General features: G+C 59.1%; 13 protein-coding genes and 5 pseudogenes. 4 read left to right on the top strand and 14 right to left on the bottom strand.

Annotated features, from left to right (window positions below; translation table 11 throughout):
- Positions 1-414 precede the first annotated feature (414 nt).
- The 5 genes and pseudogenes from NKJ04_RS14505 to NKJ04_RS14485 all read right to left on the bottom strand — a co-directional run bounded on the left by NKJ04_RS14505 (position 415) and on the right by NKJ04_RS14485 (position 4,481).
- Complete coding sequence (locus NKJ04_RS14505; protein WP_352675823.1) at positions 415-2,016, bottom strand: ABC transporter substrate-binding protein; 1,602 nt, start codon at positions 2,014-2,016, stop codon at positions 415-417.
- 430 nt (positions 2,017-2,446) lie between these two features.
- Positions 2,447-3,283, bottom strand: a complete 837-nt coding sequence (locus NKJ04_RS14500; protein ID WP_352675821.1) for an ABC transporter substrate-binding protein — start codon at positions 3,281-3,283, stop codon at positions 2,447-2,449.
- A pseudogene (locus NKJ04_RS14495) lies at positions 3,283-3,510 on the bottom strand (hypothetical protein); the annotation flags it as partial. The pseudogene NKJ04_RS14495 and the gene NKJ04_RS14500, both read right to left, overlap by 1 nt.
- Positions 3,511-3,845: 335 nt before the next feature.
- A complete protein-coding gene (locus tag NKJ04_RS14490; RefSeq protein WP_352675819.1) occupies positions 3,846-4,079 on the bottom strand; it encodes a UPF0149 family protein in 234 nt (77 codons plus the stop codon).
- 168 nt (positions 4,080-4,247) lie between these two features.
- Complete coding sequence (locus NKJ04_RS14485; RefSeq protein WP_352675817.1) at positions 4,248-4,481, bottom strand: transposase domain-containing protein; 234 nt, start codon at positions 4,479-4,481, stop codon at positions 4,248-4,250.
- A gap of 29 nt (positions 4,482-4,510) precedes the next feature.
- Here NKJ04_RS14485 and NKJ04_RS14480 point away from each other — a divergent pair, with 29 nt between their 5' ends.
- Positions 4,511-4,858 (top strand): hypothetical protein, encoded by a 348-nt coding sequence (locus tag NKJ04_RS14480; protein ID WP_352675815.1) that lies wholly within the window; start codon positions 4,511-4,513, stop codon positions 4,856-4,858.
- Between the two features lie 107 nt (positions 4,859-4,965).
- Positions 4,966-6,951: pseudogene (locus tag NKJ04_RS14475) on the top strand (recombinase family protein); the annotation flags it as partial.
- Positions 6,952-7,075: 124 nt separating this feature from the next.
- On the opposite strand, the gene NKJ04_RS14470 reads toward NKJ04_RS14475, so the two are convergent.
- The 9 genes and pseudogenes from NKJ04_RS14470 to NKJ04_RS14430 all read right to left on the bottom strand — a co-directional run bounded on the left by NKJ04_RS14470 (position 7,076) and on the right by NKJ04_RS14430 (position 15,841).
- Positions 7,076-7,807: an IS66 family transposase gene (locus NKJ04_RS14470; RefSeq protein ID WP_352675813.1), complete on the bottom strand. Its 732-nt coding sequence runs from the start codon at positions 7,805-7,807 to the stop codon at positions 7,076-7,078.
- Positions 7,768-8,073 (bottom strand): hypothetical protein, encoded by a 306-nt coding sequence (locus NKJ04_RS14465; RefSeq protein WP_352675811.1) that lies wholly within the window; start codon positions 8,071-8,073, stop codon positions 7,768-7,770. The genes NKJ04_RS14470 and NKJ04_RS14465 overlap by 40 nt, the downstream gene beginning before the upstream one ends.
- 689 nt (positions 8,074-8,762) lie before the next feature.
- Positions 8,763-9,218: pseudogene (locus NKJ04_RS14460) on the bottom strand (transposase); the annotation flags it as partial.
- Between the two features lie 52 nt (positions 9,219-9,270).
- Positions 9,271-9,420: pseudogene (locus tag NKJ04_RS14455) on the bottom strand (hypothetical protein); the annotation flags it as partial.
- The gene (locus NKJ04_RS14450) at positions 9,368-9,811 is read right to left on the bottom strand and encodes a TolB family protein (RefSeq protein ID WP_352675892.1); all 444 of its coding nucleotides are present in this window, start codon (positions 9,809-9,811) and stop codon (positions 9,368-9,370) included. The gene NKJ04_RS14450 and the pseudogene NKJ04_RS14455, both read right to left, overlap by 53 nt.
- Before the next feature lie 364 nt (positions 9,812-10,175).
- Positions 10,176-11,408, bottom strand: coding sequence for a hydantoinase/carbamoylase family amidase (locus NKJ04_RS14445; RefSeq protein WP_352675809.1), 1,233 nt, complete (start codon positions 11,406-11,408; stop codon positions 10,176-10,178).
- Positions 11,409-11,500: 92 nt separating this feature from the next.
- Positions 11,501-12,700: a M20/M25/M40 family metallo-hydrolase gene (locus NKJ04_RS14440; protein ID WP_352675807.1), complete on the bottom strand. Its 1,200-nt coding sequence runs from the start codon at positions 12,698-12,700 to the stop codon at positions 11,501-11,503.
- A 419-nt stretch (positions 12,701-13,119) separates the two neighbouring features.
- Complete coding sequence (locus tag NKJ04_RS14435; RefSeq protein WP_352675805.1) at positions 13,120-14,610, bottom strand: M81 family metallopeptidase; 1,491 nt, start codon at positions 14,608-14,610, stop codon at positions 13,120-13,122.
- A gap of 477 nt (positions 14,611-15,087) precedes the next feature.
- Positions 15,088-15,841 (bottom strand): annotated as a pseudogene (locus NKJ04_RS14430) (IS5 family transposase).
- A gap of 400 nt (positions 15,842-16,241) precedes the next feature.
- Between NKJ04_RS14430 and NKJ04_RS14425 the strand changes: the two are divergent.
- Positions 16,242-16,640 (top strand): ATP-binding protein, encoded by a 399-nt coding sequence (locus NKJ04_RS14425; protein WP_502897922.1) that lies wholly within the window; start codon positions 16,242-16,244, stop codon positions 16,638-16,640.
- Positions 16,595-16,825 carry an ATP-binding protein gene (locus tag NKJ04_RS33695; RefSeq protein WP_502897927.1) on the top strand — a complete coding sequence of 77 codons (231 nt, stop codon included), beginning with the start codon at positions 16,595-16,597 and terminating at the stop codon, positions 16,823-16,825. Before NKJ04_RS14425 ends, NKJ04_RS33695 begins: the two co-directional genes overlap by 46 nt.
- Positions 16,826-16,979: the final 154 nt, after the last annotated feature.

Raw genomic sequence — 16,979 nt, 5'->3', positions numbered from 1 at the left:
CGAAAGAGGCACACATCGCCGTGCATCCTTCGCAGCTTGACGCTATCCGCAAAACGGTCTCTGCAAGCTCAACGCTTAGCTTGCCAGCTTATGTAATTTAGACGTTTCTTTCATGCGACTATGTTCTCGGTCTTACTTGGACATACAAGTTTGGGCGACCTGTTCGTTCGACAGCGAATTTGACGCACGATTAGTCTTATCTGCGCCGCACTTCTTATGGCCGGCGGATAAGCTGCCGCGGCGTCAGCGCAGTGGGAGAGCCTTATTGTAGGCCAATTTTCGCCGGCTCCCTCAATCCCGCGCGGGTGATGATACCCGCGCTGATAGCGGCAGGGCGAGAGAGAAACGAATCTCGACCATTGCCATTGCGGCGATGATCGAGACTACTTATCGCAGGACGTAACGTATTTCCCCTCAGCCCTTCTGCATATTCCACATCGGGAGCCAATTGGGCATGCCTATGAGCCCGGTAAGTTCCTTACGACGAGCGATTGGCGTAGTATATACACCCAAGAAAACCCCGCCAACGAAGTTCCAATACAGACGCTGCATCTTCCGAGCTAGGGCCTTGCGCTCGTCGAGCGTTTCCACATCGGCCCACTTAGCCCGAAGCGCCTCGTATTCGTCATTTTTAGGCCAACCAAACCAAGCGTTTTCCCCATTCGCAGTAAACAGGGGTGACTCGAGTGGAGTTCGGTGGCCAAAGTCGCCGTCGCTGGTGATGTGAATACTCCAACCCCCGTCCTCAACGCTGCCTTTGTTCTGCCGGCGTGCTACGACCCCGCCCCAGTCACTCTGGGCGAGCTCGGCATTGACCCCGATCGTCCGAAGCTCAGCCGCCAAAAACTGCGCGGCATTGCTTCCCTCCCGCCAGTCCGTAGCATCCAGAATGACGACCTTCTCGCCAGCATATCCGGCCTGGTTGAAGAGTTGCTTAGCTTTTTCGGGATTGCCTCCCTTTTTGAACCATCCCGTATTTTCGTCATTAGAGTAGGGCGTCCCATTTCCGAAAATAGAAATGATGGTAGCGAAGTATTCTGGATTGCCAAAGGCCGCGCGCATTACCGCCTCCTGATCGATTAGGTGAAGCAAGGCTTGCCGCGCCTTCACGTTGTCGAAGGGCTTTTGCAGACAGTTCATGCGCAGCCACATGTCCCAGCCTCCCTTATCAAGCACTTGGAGCGCAAGATTAGGATCACTTTCGACAATCGGTAAAAGATCAGTGGGCGGCGTATCGAAATAATCAATTTCCCCTTGCTGAAGAGCTGCCAAAGCAGTATGCTGATCGGCAATATTATTCCAAATGACGCGATCGACGTTAACGACCTTGCCGCCAGCGAACCCATCCGGCGGCTCCTCGCGCGGTACATATTTGTCATTGCGGTCCCACGCGAAGCTCGCACCAGGCTTGGCAAGGGCCTCATTGAACTTGAACGGCCCCGATCCGATATTCGAAGTCACCTGCTCGCTTGGCGGACGATTTGCGTCCTTCTCACGCATAATTGCCAAGAAGAAGCCCGACGCTGCTAGTGTATCGACGAGCACCCCAAGCGGTTCTTTTAGGACGATCATAAAAGTCGTATCGTTCTTTCTGGATATATCTTTTGCTCGTGCCATAATCATCTTACCGGCCTCATCCACCGACGCCCAGCGCCGGATTGAGGCGACGCAGTCCGCCGCAGTTACGGGACTCCCGTCATGAAACCCGAGACCGCCCCTCAACTCGAACGTATAGGTCTTCTTATCGTCGGAGACGCCCCATTTGCCGATCATTTGCGGCTGCGGTTTGAACTTAGAATCTATCGCAAAAAGCGTGTCATAGACAGCCATTGCGTGATCAGTGGTTGGATTGGACGTGGTAACGATCGGATCGAAAATTTGGATGAATCCGCCCTTCACCATGCGGACTGTCCGTGTGACGGTGGGCTCAGTGTCTGCCCGAAGCACGGACGGGGTCGATAAAGCGGCCCCGGCTGCTAGACCCGCTTTAATCAAGTTACGTCGAGAGATCGTCATAGCTATCCTCCCTTGTGCCAAGATTCGGTCGGGCAGCGCCGTTTTTTATCATGATGGGACGGCCATCCGGCCACCCGGCCACCCGCGAAACATAGCACCTCCCAAGGATGGTGTGCGCTATTACCGGATGCCTCATGAAATGCAGGGCTCAAACCGTGGAGGAATTTGAAATAAACCGTATACGCGTTAAATTGATATCAAAGGAGTGGAAACTTAGCCCGGCTTTAGGGTCGGATCGTGTTATAGGAAGATGGTAGTGTAGCTGACGGCGTCGGTCGCCACCTCTCGGGCAGGAAGCCGGGGTGATCAGCGGGCCACGGCTGGCAGGCTCAGGTATGCGAACCAGTGGCTGAGCCCGTCTCCAATCGGCTCGTATCCTTGCGCTCCGGTCGTCTCGTGGACCGCCTGCTCCTGGTCTCCCGGTTTTCGGTTATGTGATCCGGCGCTTCGTGATGGCTACTTCCGCCTCTGGCGTTTGGTGCCGGATTGCTGCCGGTCCGCCAGGCAACGAAGATGTCGAAGGGGAGGCAGAGCCAGGTAGGGCCGCCGGATCGCCTGGCGCCAGCCAGATCGGGAGGAAGGCGAAGAGCCCGACATTTCCATCGCTCAGGCCTCCCGCATGTTCTATAGTGCCACTCCCGGCGCTGGAGAACTGACCATATCCAGCAGGGATATACTCCGTGCGAAGGAGGCTAAGGTTCGGCAAAGGAAGACAAACCCGACCTGATCCCACCAGATACGCTGCATCTCGCGGGCCAGTTCCTGCGCTGGTCAAGCGTTTCGACATCTGCCCATTTGGCCCGGAGCGCCTCGTACTCGTCGCTCTGCGGCCAACCGTACCAACCTTTTTCGCCGTCATTTGCAAGAACGCCGCGCTGATTGGGTCGCCGAACGTGAAATCGGAGGCGCCGGAGATGAAGATGCTCCAGCCACCATCTTCCACCGTCTCTTTCTTGCCCCGCCGCACGGCGAGTTCACTCCACGCCATGTGGGCGAGTTCGGCATTGACGCCGGCCTTTTGCAGCACATCCGCAAGCAACTGCGACGCTAGCTCGCCGTCCCGCCAATCCGTCGGATCAAGGATGAGAACCTTCTCGCCGGCATATCCCGACTCCGCGATGAGCTGCTTCGCTTTCTCAAGATCACCTCCCACCTTGAACCATTTGGGATTGGGAGCCAGAAGGCTCTGGAAAGCCTTCTGGTTGATCAAATGCAGCAAAGCCTGGCGCATCTTGATGTCATTAAAGGGCGGCTGCAGATGGTTCATCACCACAAAGAGGTTCGAACCGTCTTTGCCCAGAGTATCGTTTCGATCGCCGGGAAAATGTCAGCGACCGGCTCCAGCCAGAAATCCATTTCACCCGCCTGCAGCGCCGCGAGCGCGGTCTGCGGATCCGAGATGTTTTCCCAGATGACCTGCTCGGCCTTCACGACCTTGCCGCCGGCAGACCCGCTGGCCGGTTCGCCGCGAGGCACATACTGTTCGTTGCGGTCGTAAACGGTACGCGAACCCGGCCGGGTAAGGTTCTGGTTGAACTTGAAGGGCCCCGAGCCATCTTCGCGGTTACCTGCTCCGTTGCAGGGAGCTTGGCGTCCTCCTCGCGCTTGATGTACAGCGCAGACACGGGAGTTGCCAGCAAATCGAGTAGGAGGCCAGGTGGCTCTTTGAGAGTGATCGTGAAAGTCTTGTCCGCTGTTACAGCGATCTTCGCAGCCCGTTCCAGCAGCAGCCGTCCGGACGGTTTAACCTCGCCCCATCGGCGAATCGAGGCCACACAGTCCCCGCCGTGACGGGCGTGCCGTCATGCCAGCTCAGGCCGTCACGGAGTTCAAATGCATAGCCGTTTCCATTTTTTGATGTTGAGATTCATGGCCGCGTAGAACCCCTCGCACCACGGCCGGGGGTCGATGCCGCCGCTGGGCTTGGTGGCGAAACGGGGCGCATAATCCTGTGGTCTGTCGAAGAGCGTCTCGTTGATCCGGTTGTGGATCCTGGCGACGCTGGCAAACACGGCCTGATCGGTTGCAGATCCTTTGGCCAGGACGTCGGGCCGCAACCCCATGAGCGGGGCACATCCAGTCTTGCGGGTCCGCGAACCGCGGCCCGGTGACCGCCGCCGTTACGAAGCCATCCAGCGCCGACATGGTCCGCACCAGCGGGCGGGGGGCGGGTTTGATGGCCATCCAGGCCTCGAGCTCCTCGTCCGACAGCGCCATGTCATCGATTGCGCTCATGCCGCCAAGGAGAGCGGCATCTCTTCGCGGCGCACCCAGGTCCACGGCATCAGCTCATTCCAGCGCGAAGCTGGCCAGTCGTTCTGGATGCGCTCGGTGACATCGGCCATGTAGGCTTCGGCATCGACGCCGCAGAGCTTGCAGGTCTCGATAATGCTGAGCACGACCGCTGACCGCTCCGCCGCGGCGAAGTTGCCCGAGAAAAGCCAATTGCGCCTGCCAGTTGCCATCGCAGTGTCATTCTGCCCATGTCGGGCAGATGGTGGAGTTTCATTATCGCTGGCATCCATATTACGGCGGTCGTTTTCAGCATGAAGGTCGCGAGGACCGGGCCAATGGCGCGATCATCCGGGTAGAGATCAGGCCGGGTGAGATCATCCAGGTGGCGGAGTGGATGCTGGATCGGGCGTTTTGCGCCGACATGGAGATGGGCGAACCGCGTGTTGCGGTGATTGGGCTTGTAGAGCTTCATAGACTGCTTACCGAGCGCGGTTTCAGGCAGACTTCGAGGGGTGGACTCACGGCCATCCAGGAGGCGCGCCATGAAGGCTTTACCACTACCGCCGACATTACCAGTGCTGACCCAGCAGCTGAGCATGCTGTTTGATACGCCGCAGATGCGAGGCCTGAGCGACGGGGAACGAAGCGTCGTTGTGGCCGGGCTGGCGACCCTCCTGATGGCCGCGGCCGGCGTCGCGACGAAGGAGACGAGCGATGACGGGCAATAATCTCCTTCCAGCCACGGTGCTGAAGCGCAAAGCTGTGGTCTACGTTCGACAGTCGACCCCGGGTCAGGTCCAGAACAACCTGGAGAGCCAGCGGCGACAATATGAACTTGTCGATGTCGCGCGACGCTGGGGTTTCCGTGATGTCGATGTGATCGACGATGACCTTGGTCGTACCGCCAGCGGTGCTGTAGACCGCCCTGGTTTCGAACGACTGGTGAGCGGCCTGTGCACGGGCAAAATTGGCGCAGTGCTCTGCCTCGACGCATCGCGTCTTTCTCGCAATGGCCGGGATTGGCACCATCTCCTGGAACTGTGCGGCCTCGTTGAAGCGCGCGTCATAGATCTCGACGGAGTGTACGATCCTTGTCGGCCTAACGATCGGGCATGAATGGCAGTATCAGCGAGTTTGAGCTCGGCATTTTGCGAACGCGCATGCTTGACGCGGCTCGCGCCAAAGCGCGGCGGGGGGAGCTGCGTCTCAGTGTCCCGATCGGTTATATCTGGCACCGCGACTATGGGCTGGGGCTTGATCCCGATTTGCGGGTACAAGAGTCGATCCGCGTCATCTTTTCGCGCTTCCGCGAGCTTGGCAGCGCCCGCCAGGTGCTGATTTCGCTGACGGCTGATAATTTCCATTTTCCTCGCCCTTCTGACGGGCGCAAAACGGTGTCCTTCGACTGGGTGCCGGTTCGCTATCGAAGCGTTATTTCGATCTTGAAGAACCCCTTCTACGCTGGGGTCTATGTCTATGGTAAAAGCGAGAAGCGAACTGAGATTGTCGATGGCAGGGCGCCTAAAAGCTACGGCCACGGCAAACCCTTTGGAACGTGGGACGTGCTGCTCCAGGATCATCACGAAGGCTATATCGATTGGAGTGAGTTTGAGAGGGTCCAGAGCCACATCGCTGTCAATGCCTTCGGCCAGAAAGGCGGCATCAAGTCTGGTCGTGGCGGCCGCGCGTTGCTCGCGGGCTTGCTCACCTGCGGGCGATGCGGAAGGCGGTTGGGCGTTGTCTACTCGGGGCGGCCTCCCGGGCATCCCTATTACCGCTGCGAACGTATCAATCAGATGCTGGCCAAGCCACGATGCATGACTTTTGGCGCATCTCGCATCGACCCTGCTATCGGCAAAGAGATATTGAGGGCCGTGACGCCGATGGCGATCGAGGCCGCAATGGAAGCTGATCGGGCGCATCGGGATAATCTGGAAGAACGACACCGCATGGTGGAGTTGGACTTGCAGCAAGCCCGATACGAGGCCTCTCTCGCTGAACGTCGCTATGCTGCTTGCGACCCTGACAACCGGCTGATCGCTGCCCAACTGGAGAAGAGCTGGGAGGCAGCGCTCACGCGCGTGGAAGCCTGTGAAGCTGGTTTGGCCCAAGCGCCACAAATCGATCTTGTCACCCCAGTCCCCGAATTTGCTGGCATTGCCACCGATCTGGAGGCCGCCTGGCGCGCACCTAACGTCGACATGCGATGTCGTCAGCAACTCCTTCGTGCTCTCGTGACTGATATCATTGCTGACATCGATGAAGAGCAGCGTGACGTCATTTTGACGATCCACTGGAAAGGCGGCCAGCACTCCCAGCTGCGCATTCGCAAACCCAAAGCTGGCGAACATGGCCAGAGTACTCCGGAGGCCGCCCTTGCCGTCATGCGGTCTATGGCGACCCGGTGGTCCGACACAGACATTGCCGCCACTCTCAACCGGATGGGAATGCAGACCGGGCAAGGCAAAACCTGGACTGGGCGCCGTGTCGGGGCACTGCGCACGGTCCATAAAATCCACGGCTACCGATCCGCCGAAAAGAATGGCGAGTGGCTCACATTGACCGAAGCCGCCAAAAAGCTTGGGGTTACTGCCCATCGGGTCCCGTCGATTGATCAAGGAGGGCGTGCTCCCTACCGAGCAGGTGGTACCCGATGCACCGCACCAAATACGAGCTGCGGACCTGGAAAAGGATCAAGTGATCCAGTTTCCGCGTCACAGAGGGGCATCAAAATGGAAAACCAAAAGTCCCTGTTTCCGGACGTTTGAAGAGGAGGTGCAGTATGAATCGGTCATTGTAAATCCCCGAATGGCGCGCTCCGCGATCAGGTTGTCGGGCTCGAGCTGGCCATCGTAGAGGAGCGATTGAACGCGCGCCATCGCCTGGTGCCGTAGGCGAGGCCTTGGCGATATCGGCATGGAGCGACAAACCCTTGCCTTGGCGCATGAGCTGTCGTCGCAGCGCGCGGATCAGTGGTCGGGTCCGCCTTCGTCGTGCGGCCAATCGCTCGGCGGGCGGGAGCCCCCGTATCCATCCTCGATCGGTAGATCCCCTGGATACCAGCCATCGCCGTCGTGTTGAGCTCGGTCGGCTGACTGTCGTGAACGTCGAATATCTTGCGACGCAGATGGGCCAGGCAGGCTGCTTCTCGAATGGCGCCGCCCTTGTAGAGCTGGTTATAGCCGCTGAATCCGTCGGCCTGGAGGGTGCCAGCAAATCCGGCGAGTTCGCTCATCACGCTCTCGCCGGCGCGGCCCATGGTGGCGCGATACCAGGCGATCGGCGGCTCTTTCGAACCCGAGTTGCGGTCGTCGGCGACGTAGACCCAGAGCGCGCCCTTGTGCGTCTTGCCATTGCCGGGCGCCAGGATCGGAAGCCGCGTGTCGTCGGTGTGAATCTTGCTGCGGGTACGGCCGATCTCACGGATGCGGTTGTAGATCGGATCGAGCAAGGCGGCGGCGTAGCCGGCGCTACGCGCAAGCGTGGATCGCTTGATATCGACGCCCTTGGCGGCCATCATCTGTACCTGACGATAGTAGGGCAGATAATAGCCCACTTGGCCATCATGATATGGGCGAGCGCGGCATAGCTGAGCTTGCCGCGTGCAATGGCCTTGGCTGGTGCCGGCGCGCGCAGATCGCCGCCGCCGCCCGGACAGCATGCGCAAGACGGCTCGCGAACGACCCGCTTGCGCGGCAGGTTGGGGTTGAGCTTACGCAGCGGCAACACCCGGACCTTGTCGCTGTCCGCGACGATAGGCAGTTCGAGATCGGGCACGCTGGCGGCGAAATCGGTCTCGAGATCTTCGAGTTCGAGCTGCATCTGGCCGAGCTTCTCGGAGGAGCGGCCGAAGGCCTTGCGGTGAAGCGATCGATCCGCAGCTGCAGGCGCTGGATGCGAAGCGCGGCCTCGGCGCGCTCTCTTCGCAGCTGCTCATCCCGTTCGGCAATGGCGATGTCACGGCCACAAACCGCCGCCTCCAGAGTGGCGATCCGGGCGAGGAAATCAGCGATTGAGAGAGCTTGTTCCGACACGCCTCCGCGACCTCGGTCACCGACGACCCCGCCGCGCTCGCCAGATCGACCAACGCGCGCTTCTCAGTGCAACTCCACAGCCTTCGTTGCCGCACGCGCCCGCGCACCGTTGCAAGATCTTCGGCCGCCGCGGCGCCGCTTAATTCGGCGACCGTATCGCCCCTTGCATGTTCCAATGTCATGGCTCGAAAACTCCATGTTCATCAGCCTATTGCAAGGCGCCTTGGTGCATCGCTTACGTCGTAGTGTTCGACGGGAGCAGTTTTGCGTCAAAACAACTTCGCCAACGCAACGGAATTTGCAGAGTGCGTCCCAAATGCAATATGCGCTAGGCGATACATCCGGCGCCGGAGCATCGTGAGCCACGACCAGTTGCGTGCGTCAAGTTCTGCAAAAATGGCGTGGCGGTAGCTGTGACGTCGGCGTGTCCGCCGCGCAGCTCCCGTGTTTAGCGGAGCGGCGGACACATGACGGTGCTCAGGCGGCCAAGGCCCTCAGGCTCTCCTTCTTGTGCTCACGCAGATGATCCATGTTGAGATAGCGGGTCGCCTCGAGCCAGTTCTCGTGGATCTCGACCGCCAGCGCCCGAACCAGCCGCAGACAACTCTGCGGGTTGGGGAAGATGCGCACGACCAGGGTGCGCCGTTTGATCTCCTGGTTCAGCCGCTCCAGCATGTTGGTCGATTTCATGTGCTTATGGTGAGCAAGCGGCAGCCGATAGAAGCTCAGCGTCTCCTCGATATTGTCCTCCGCCCAGTTGACCAGCTTCGGCTATTTGGCCTGCCATTTGGCAATCCACTGCGCCAGGTCGCGCTTGACCTCGGCAAGGTCGCGGCGGTCGTAGAACCATCTGAGTTCCATCAGGCAGTCGTCGTCGACCTTGCGCGGCACATAGTCGAGCGCGTTTCTGAGGAAGTGCACGTAGCAGCGGCGCCCGGACACGATCGATCTTGTGGATCGGCAAGATCCGTGCGAGGAGCGCCTTATCGGCGACCGGATCGCCATATTCAGGGATGCGCAACAGCTTCCTGTTGGGACGAGTCAATTCAAAGAACGTCTCGAAATTGGCGATGCCGTAGAATTTAATGCCGGCCGTCCAGAGCTCTGGATATTCGGTGAGAGCCGCGAGCACCATGAAACCGCCGTAGGAATAGCCGAAGACCGCGATGCGCGCCTCGTCGATCTCGGGGAAGAGCGACGGCAAGCCCGTCGAAGCTCTCGATTCGCTCCACCGTTGGCTCTATGAAGTCTGCGGTGTCCACGCCGGCCTTGGAGGCCCTGGTGATCTGCTCCACTTTGCGCTTAGCGACGTCGAAGCGCCAGATGTCAGGCGGCGTTGCCGCGCCTTCGAGGGGGAAGATGAGGCCAGTCCCATCGGGCGTCCAAGCAATTGAGGCGATTACACCGGGTGGAAAGCCCATCGCCTCCTGCTCCGCACCGGTGGCGATATCGCGGATGAATATCCGGTTCCAGCCCTCGTCGTTGGCGACATAGGCGAAGCGCGCCTGGTCGGGAGCCAACGCCATCGCCTCCCGCCCTGTCCCTCGCGCTCGACGTTCCAAGTGAGGCTTTCGTGTAACACTCAGAGATTCCAAGCTGGGTCGATATGACATTGATATCGCATGAGTAGAAACGGTTTCCGCCAAAATGGATCGGCTGCTGAAATGTCGACCGCAAGAGGATTGCCCATGGGGGCGGCCCTATGGGCGAGCGCTCCACGCGGCGCTTACTTATCACCCGCGCACGCGTCGCAATCGAGGGGCTGGCGCGTCCCGGCACAATGGCAATGAACTCGTGAACGCCCTTGGGGCGTCTGTCAAAATCGTAAGGGACGCTAATGTCCACAATGCGAATAAGCTAGTGTGCCCAGTTGAGTTTGGAACGCCGCCGTCATCCGCCCTCACCACGCAGGATCATCTCGGCGGCATCAGCGAGCACCTGGCAGCCGAGAACGATGTCCGCGTCCTTGGTGTTTTCGGTCCAATGATGGCTGATACCGCCGATGCTTGGTACGAAAAGCATACCGGCTCTCAGCTTGCGGCCCACAACCTGAGCGTCATGGCTTGCGCCGCTTGGCATCCTCACAAAGGCACCGGGTGCCTGGCGCGCGGCTGCATTCTCTATTACATCCTGGAAGGCGGCATCCATATGCCATGGCTTGCCGGTTGCGGTCCGCTCGGTCTCGGCGCGGCAGCCGGTTTTGATTGCTGTCTCTTCAACCAACTCCCTCAGCACCGCGTCAAGGCGTTCCAGCGCCGGCATCTCCGAGTCCCGAAATTGGAACAGTATCTCTGCTTTGCCCGGGATTATGTTGGGGGCGCCCGGTTCCAGTGTGATACGGCCTGTGGTCCAGACGGACCGCGGACCTGCCACTTCAGGAAAGCGCTCGGCAATGGCGACAGCCAGAGTAGCCGCTGCCACGCCAGCATCCTTTCGGATAGCCATACGCGTCGTGCCGGCATGATTCTGGATACCGTGAAAGATTATTGAATACTGCCAAATCGCGACGATACTCGTAACAATACCAACCCGCTTGCCTGAGGCCTCCAGCGCGTCACCCTGTTCTATGTGTGCTTCCAGGTAGCCGACATAGCGTTCGGTTTGCACAAAGGATCGGGGAATGCCAGCTAGGCCGGCCGCGCGGAGCGAATCCCTGAGTGGCAGTCCGTGATCGACATTGACCGCTCGGTCGATCTTCTCTTCGTCGATGTCGCCGACGAACGAATGACTTCCTAGCAACGGAACGTAGTGGCCCTCTTCATCCGCCCACGCGACTGTGGCGATGGGAAGGCCGGCGCAGTCCGACGCTTCGGCGAAGGCGCGGGCAACTTCCAGGCCGTAGATCACACCAAGCGCCCCGTCGAGCCATCCGGCATGATTCTGCGATTCCGCGTGCGAACCGATCAGCAACGATTTCCGTTGGGATGATGGTATGCCGAATACATTGCCGACTCCATCGACATGAGTTTGGAGCCCGACCGCTTCGTATTGCTGCGCCAACCAGCGGCGACTTTCCATGTCCTGTGGCGAATAGGTCGGGCGATGAACGCCGGTCCGATATGCGCCAAACTGGGCAAGACGCCTAAGATCCGAAAGCAACCGCCCGGCATTAATTTTTGGCATTACAGCACCACCTTCCTGGAGCGCTTTGTTAAAGACTTTCTTTTCTGACTCGCTTCAAGCGGCCTTCAATGTCGAAACATTAGTGACACGCCTTAGATGCGTATCGGACTCGTCGACTTCGCGCTAACGAAGTCACAACTTACCAAGTTCGTGTAATAGCGGCGCACCCGTACGTATCCCACTGAAGAAGCAGTCAAGCGCCAGATTTTCATTCGGCGCATGGTTCGCCTCGTCATATTTCGCGTATGGCGTTTGGAAGGCAGGTACGCCGAGGATCTTGGTGAAGACATAGCAAGGCAGGCTGCCAAAGCCTGCAGGGACCAGCAGCGCTTCCTACCCTTGCGCGACGATGAAGGCACGGCGAAGCGGCCCGGTGAAAGGGGAGGCAATGGGCGTTCTCGACGGGTACATACCAGTCCCGTGCACCACCAACTCAACGTCTGGCGCGTGTTTTCTACGTGGGCGGCAAGCTTGCGAAGGATGTCTTGAGGATCCTGCGCTTCCACGAGTCCTATGTCGCATTTCACGATGGCTTCGCTTGGCAGGACGGTTTTGCTACCGAGCCCGCCATAGCCACCATGGAAGCCGTTGATCGTAAGTGTCGGGCGGAAGCAGAGGCGCTCGTAGAATGTCATGCCCTCCGGCGCGTCAAGTCTGGAAATGCCCAAGTTTTGCATGACAGTCCCGACATCGATCGGCAAGCGCTCGAATGCGTCAAGTTCCTCCTTTGGCGGTGGTGCGATGTCATCGTGGAAACCGTCAATCGTGATTTCACCATTGGCATTCTTCATGGTGCTGAGCAGATGTGACAAAGTCCAGATCGGATTTGGCACAACGCCGCCGTAGTTACCCGAATGCAAGTCGCCGTTAGCGTGGCGGCAACGCAGATCAAAAGACAGAACGCCAGGCGATCCGAACTTAGTCAAAGGTGCGCCGCTCGCATGGCGCGGGCCATCGGCGGTGACGGCGACATCGGCTTTTAGTAGATCCTTGTTGGCGAGCACGAAATCGGCAATATGCGGGCTGCCGATCTCCTCTTCACCTTCCAACAACAATATGTCGTTGCATGGCAACGTGCCATGTATCTTTAAGTGAGACTCAATTGCCAGGATTTGTGCAAAATGCTGGCCCTTGTTATAGCCGGCACCGCGGGCAAAAAGTCGTCCATTGCGTATAGTGGGTTCAAATGGCGGCGAGACCCACTTGCCGATTAGGTCAGGCGGCTGCACGTCGTAATGCCCGTAGAACAGTACCGTTGGCCTACCGGGCGTCTTCTCCCAGCGCGCAAGCACTATAGGGTGCCCTTCGGTTGGCATAAGTACGGTCTCGAGCCCGACCCCGGTGAGCATCTCGACCAGCAGCGCGCCAACTTCGGCGATACCGACATTCTCGGCGCTGGCCGTAGATAATCGATCAGACGGTCGATAAAGCTGATTCGATTGTTTTCGATATGGTCAAAAACTAGCTTCAATGCTTCAGAAGAGGTCATGTCCTTAATGAGAGCGAGAAGCCAGAGGCACAGGCAGTCGTCAGGGAGTGAATGGCTAAGGCTGCTAGAAACGAGGCCGCGCCGCCACGCCTTGCGAACATAAGTCACGATTAACATGGAAAACTGTCTTCGCAGTGGCCTGCCTCCGAATTTCGGCACGGATCGTTAACGATGGTCGCCTTAGGCGCCCGTCAGCCGAATTCTCTAATCAAAGCGAACCCTCTAGTATTTGACGTCGTCGAGGGGCCAAATGGGGCGGCGGACATAGCGATAAACCAACTTAGACATGGCGGCGGATCCCAACAGTCCACCCCCGTCAACCATGAGCACCTCTCGAGCTATCGGCTCGAATGCCGCCCGGAAATGGTGAGAGGACTTCAGCGCGATCGTCTTGCAGCGCAGAGGGTCGATGCCGAGAGAGGTGAGTTGCGCGAGGTCGGTTGCTTGGCCGTTCCTAGAGAGTACTGCAACTTCGAGGCCACCCACACGCAGCATCAGACTGGGCCCGAAGTCGTTCCAGGCCCCGCCGCCATAAGAACCATAGCATCGAAAATGGCCATCAGTTATTGACGCCACCTCTACCTCAACCTCAAGAGGTCCTCCACCCATATCCGGGTCGTGCTTGCCACCCAAAACGATGCGTCCCCGGTTGCCGACTCCAATCGCAATGCCGGCCTGTACGGCCGCCGGATCGAAGATCGCATGGAAGGCCGCATTCTGGAGGTCGGCGGCGAGCATGGCGCGCAGCAGTTCAGTTGTGTCGCCGTAAGCTCCGCCGCCCGGATTATCGCTGGTATCGGCGAGTATCAGAGGCTTTTCGGCCTGAGGCTCGCCGGATTTGGCGTACTCTACTCCTTGGACAGCATTGGCTGATGCCCAAGGCGCGGAGACAAATTCACGTGTCTCCCACGCGTAATCCATAAATTCGTCGGCGATACGCTGCGCCCTAGTGGTGTCGCCATTTGCGGTGACGGTGACGCTAGGTCCAACATCGTGAATGTCGCTGAGTTCAAAGCCGGCGCAGACGCTGACCGCCAGCGCTTCTTCGGAGGCCTCTAACGCGTCGCCTCGACTAATCAGTTCGCACATCGGACCCACTTGAGTCCGCCCGCCATCGAGACCAGAAAGCATTGGGCGTTTGGCGATCACCGTTCGGGGATGAATCTCGCCGCGAAGGGCGCGGTCGAGCAGTTCTGCCCCCTGCCAGGCTCGTTCATAGTAGTCTATGTGAGGATACGTGCGGACGGCGATCAACGCTGAGGCGTTTTCCGCCATCTTGGCTGTGACGTTGGCATGCAGGTCGAGTGTGGCGACAATTGGCGCGTCAGGCCCGAGAGCGGTTCGTAGGCGCGCAAGGATGTCGCCTTCTGGGTCCTCGTACCCCTCAGCGACCATTGCGCCGTGCAATTCAAACAGCGCCCCACTGCAGTCCTTGGCCCCTTCGAGGAACCAATCGCGAAGCTGCTGAAAAGTGTCCGTTCTCAAGCTGCCTCCTGGATTTGCGCGGGCAACGAGGGGATGAGACAGCGTCCAGCCGAATCTCTCCGCCGCTTCGAACGCAGCTCCCAATGTAGTCCGCGTACCGCGAAAAGCCGGCGGAATCTCAGCGCCCCTGAGCAATGCCGCGGCTCGGAAATTTTGGAGCGTGGTCGGTATCTTGTTGAAGCTGTTTGTCTCTTGGCTGATTTGGCCGGTAAGGACGCGGTAGCTCATGAATGCCTCTTCTACGTTTCCGCCAGAAGTTAAGATTCCAGGTCGTTATTTTTAGACAACTGTCCATTGATAGCGCCATGGAGCGGCCGGTTCGAAACAATCTGTATTGGCTGCTGCAATGAAGTCATCGAATTCCGGCGGCTTCTGAAATAAAACGCCCGCTCCGGTGCGAGGCAATCCTAATGTCTCGCCCAACCTACCCTCGCCCGACTGGCCGTTTACGGCGCAAATCTATGGCGAACTCGGCTCAGAAAGATATGTAAGTCATTCAATGTGAGCAGACTAACTGCCAGACTCGGAGCTATCGGCTCCGCCGCTGGAAGCGACCGATGCTCCGGCGATGGCGCCTGAGGACTGGATCGCTGCGCCATCTTGCGACAATTATTGCAATCCCAACCGGCATCAGCTTGCCGTGATGCCCAGCAGCTTTGGGATTCCATTGAAACCGAACAGGTATTCCACCGCGTACAGCTAGGGTCAGGACTCATTGATCCAGAAGATGAAGGCTGCAGCGAAGGCGATCGCCGACAGGAAGGTGTAAGCACATCGGTCGTACCTGGTGTGGATGCGTCGCCAAGTCTTTGAGGCGTGCGAACATGTTCTCGATCCTGTGGCGTTGTCGGTACAGGACAGGATCGTAGCTGTGCTGAACACGACGCTTGGCATGGGGTGGGATGCATGGCGTGATACCGCGCTCGACGAGCGCCTGGCGGAAGCCGCTGAACTGTAGGCCCGATCGGCCAGCAGGGCGTTGGCGGCGGGCAAATCCTCGATCACTGCCGCAGCAGTCGTGTGATCATTGGCCTGCCCTTCGCTCAGATGCAGCAGCCGCGGGCGTCCCTTGCCGTCACAGACCACCTGCAGCTTGGTGGTCGGGCCGCCGCGGCTACGTCCGATACATCGGGGTAGAGCCCCTTTTTGAGCAGGCTCGCCGCCGTGCGATGCGCTTTGAGATGGGTGGCATCGATCATCAGATTGTCCGTTTGACCGCCCTGCGCGGCCAGTTCCGAGCGGTTGAACACACCCAGCCGACTCCAGCGGATGAAGCGGTTATAGATGGTCTTGTGCGGACCGTAGTCGGATGGGACATCGCGCCAGCGAAGGCCATTGCGGATCACGAATAGGATACCGCTCAGCACCCGGCGGTCATCTACACGCGGAATACCATGCGACAAAGGAAAATCTCGATCCGGCGCATCTGCTCCGGCGTCAACATCAGCAAATCACTCAAGGCGGCACCTCCTGCCACCTTGAATCACTCAACAGACATCAACTCAACAAATTAATAGGTCCTGACCCTAGTTGCTCTGGCCGCATATCGTGACCAACACTTCTTCGAGATGACACTTGCCTGGCGAGTTGACCAGCCCTGGGCGGATCGGACCCAAGCTTAAACGTCACACCGGATGCCGCCATCCTTATGTGCTAGATACCGAAATGGGCCGGCCTTCGCGAGCATAGCCAAGTTGTGTGGCTGTCCCTCAGTTTGATGGTGTTGAAACGGAGTCCGAGCGATCGGCTGTCAATGACCACGGAATCGGGACCCTGGTTTTTCGCGCAAAAGGGGGTCTGACGCACAAGTTCGGGATCATACGGCCAAGCGCGTCCGGAACCGGCTCGCCTCAGCCAGGTTGCGCTTTCCCGAAGCCTGCATTGAGGACATCGACTTTGCCGCGCCGCGCGGGCTCGACCGGCGCAGCACCATGGCGCTCGCCCAGGGCGAATGGCTGAAGGCGCATGAGAACCTAATCGTCACCGGCCAGACCGGAACCGGCAAGTCGTGGCTGGCCTGCGCCTTCGGCCGGCAAGCGGCACGGCTCCATCATTCCGTGCTCTATGTGCGCGTGCCGCGCCTGTTCGAGGATTTGGCGCTCGCTCGTCTCGATGGCCGCTTCCCACGCCTCATTGACAAGCTCACCCGCGCGCAACTGTTCATCCTGGATGACTTCGGACCCACTCCCTCACCGACCAACAGCGCTTCCATCTGTTCGAAATCGTCGAGGAACGCTATCGCCGCAAATCCACCCTGATCACCGCCCAGGTCCGGGTGGCCAGATGGCATGACTTGATCGCGGACCCAACGGTCGCCGACGCCATTTTCGATCGGATCGTGCACAACGCCCACCGTATCGTGCTCCATGGCGACAGCATGCGAAAGCAAAAGGCAGCGCCTCTCTTGACCGGCGCCGAAAACAGCGAAATCAATCATCCATGAACGCAACAAGGCACCCGAGCACCGTCGCCGCCAAACTGTCCCGACATTAGCGAAATCGCTGTCCGGGAATTAGCGGAACCCCTGTCCGGCTTTTGCGAAATGCGCACCCAGATGACGCCGTCCTCGGGCTCGAGACCGAGGGTCAGGTTCTGGA

This window comes from Mesorhizobium sp. M0618, from assembly GCF_040320765.1.
Classification (GTDB): domain Bacteria; phylum Pseudomonadota; class Alphaproteobacteria; order Rhizobiales; family Rhizobiaceae; genus Mesorhizobium.
The sequence above is the reverse complement of the archived record's forward strand: the minus strand, read 5'-3'. Positions and strand labels throughout refer to the sequence as shown.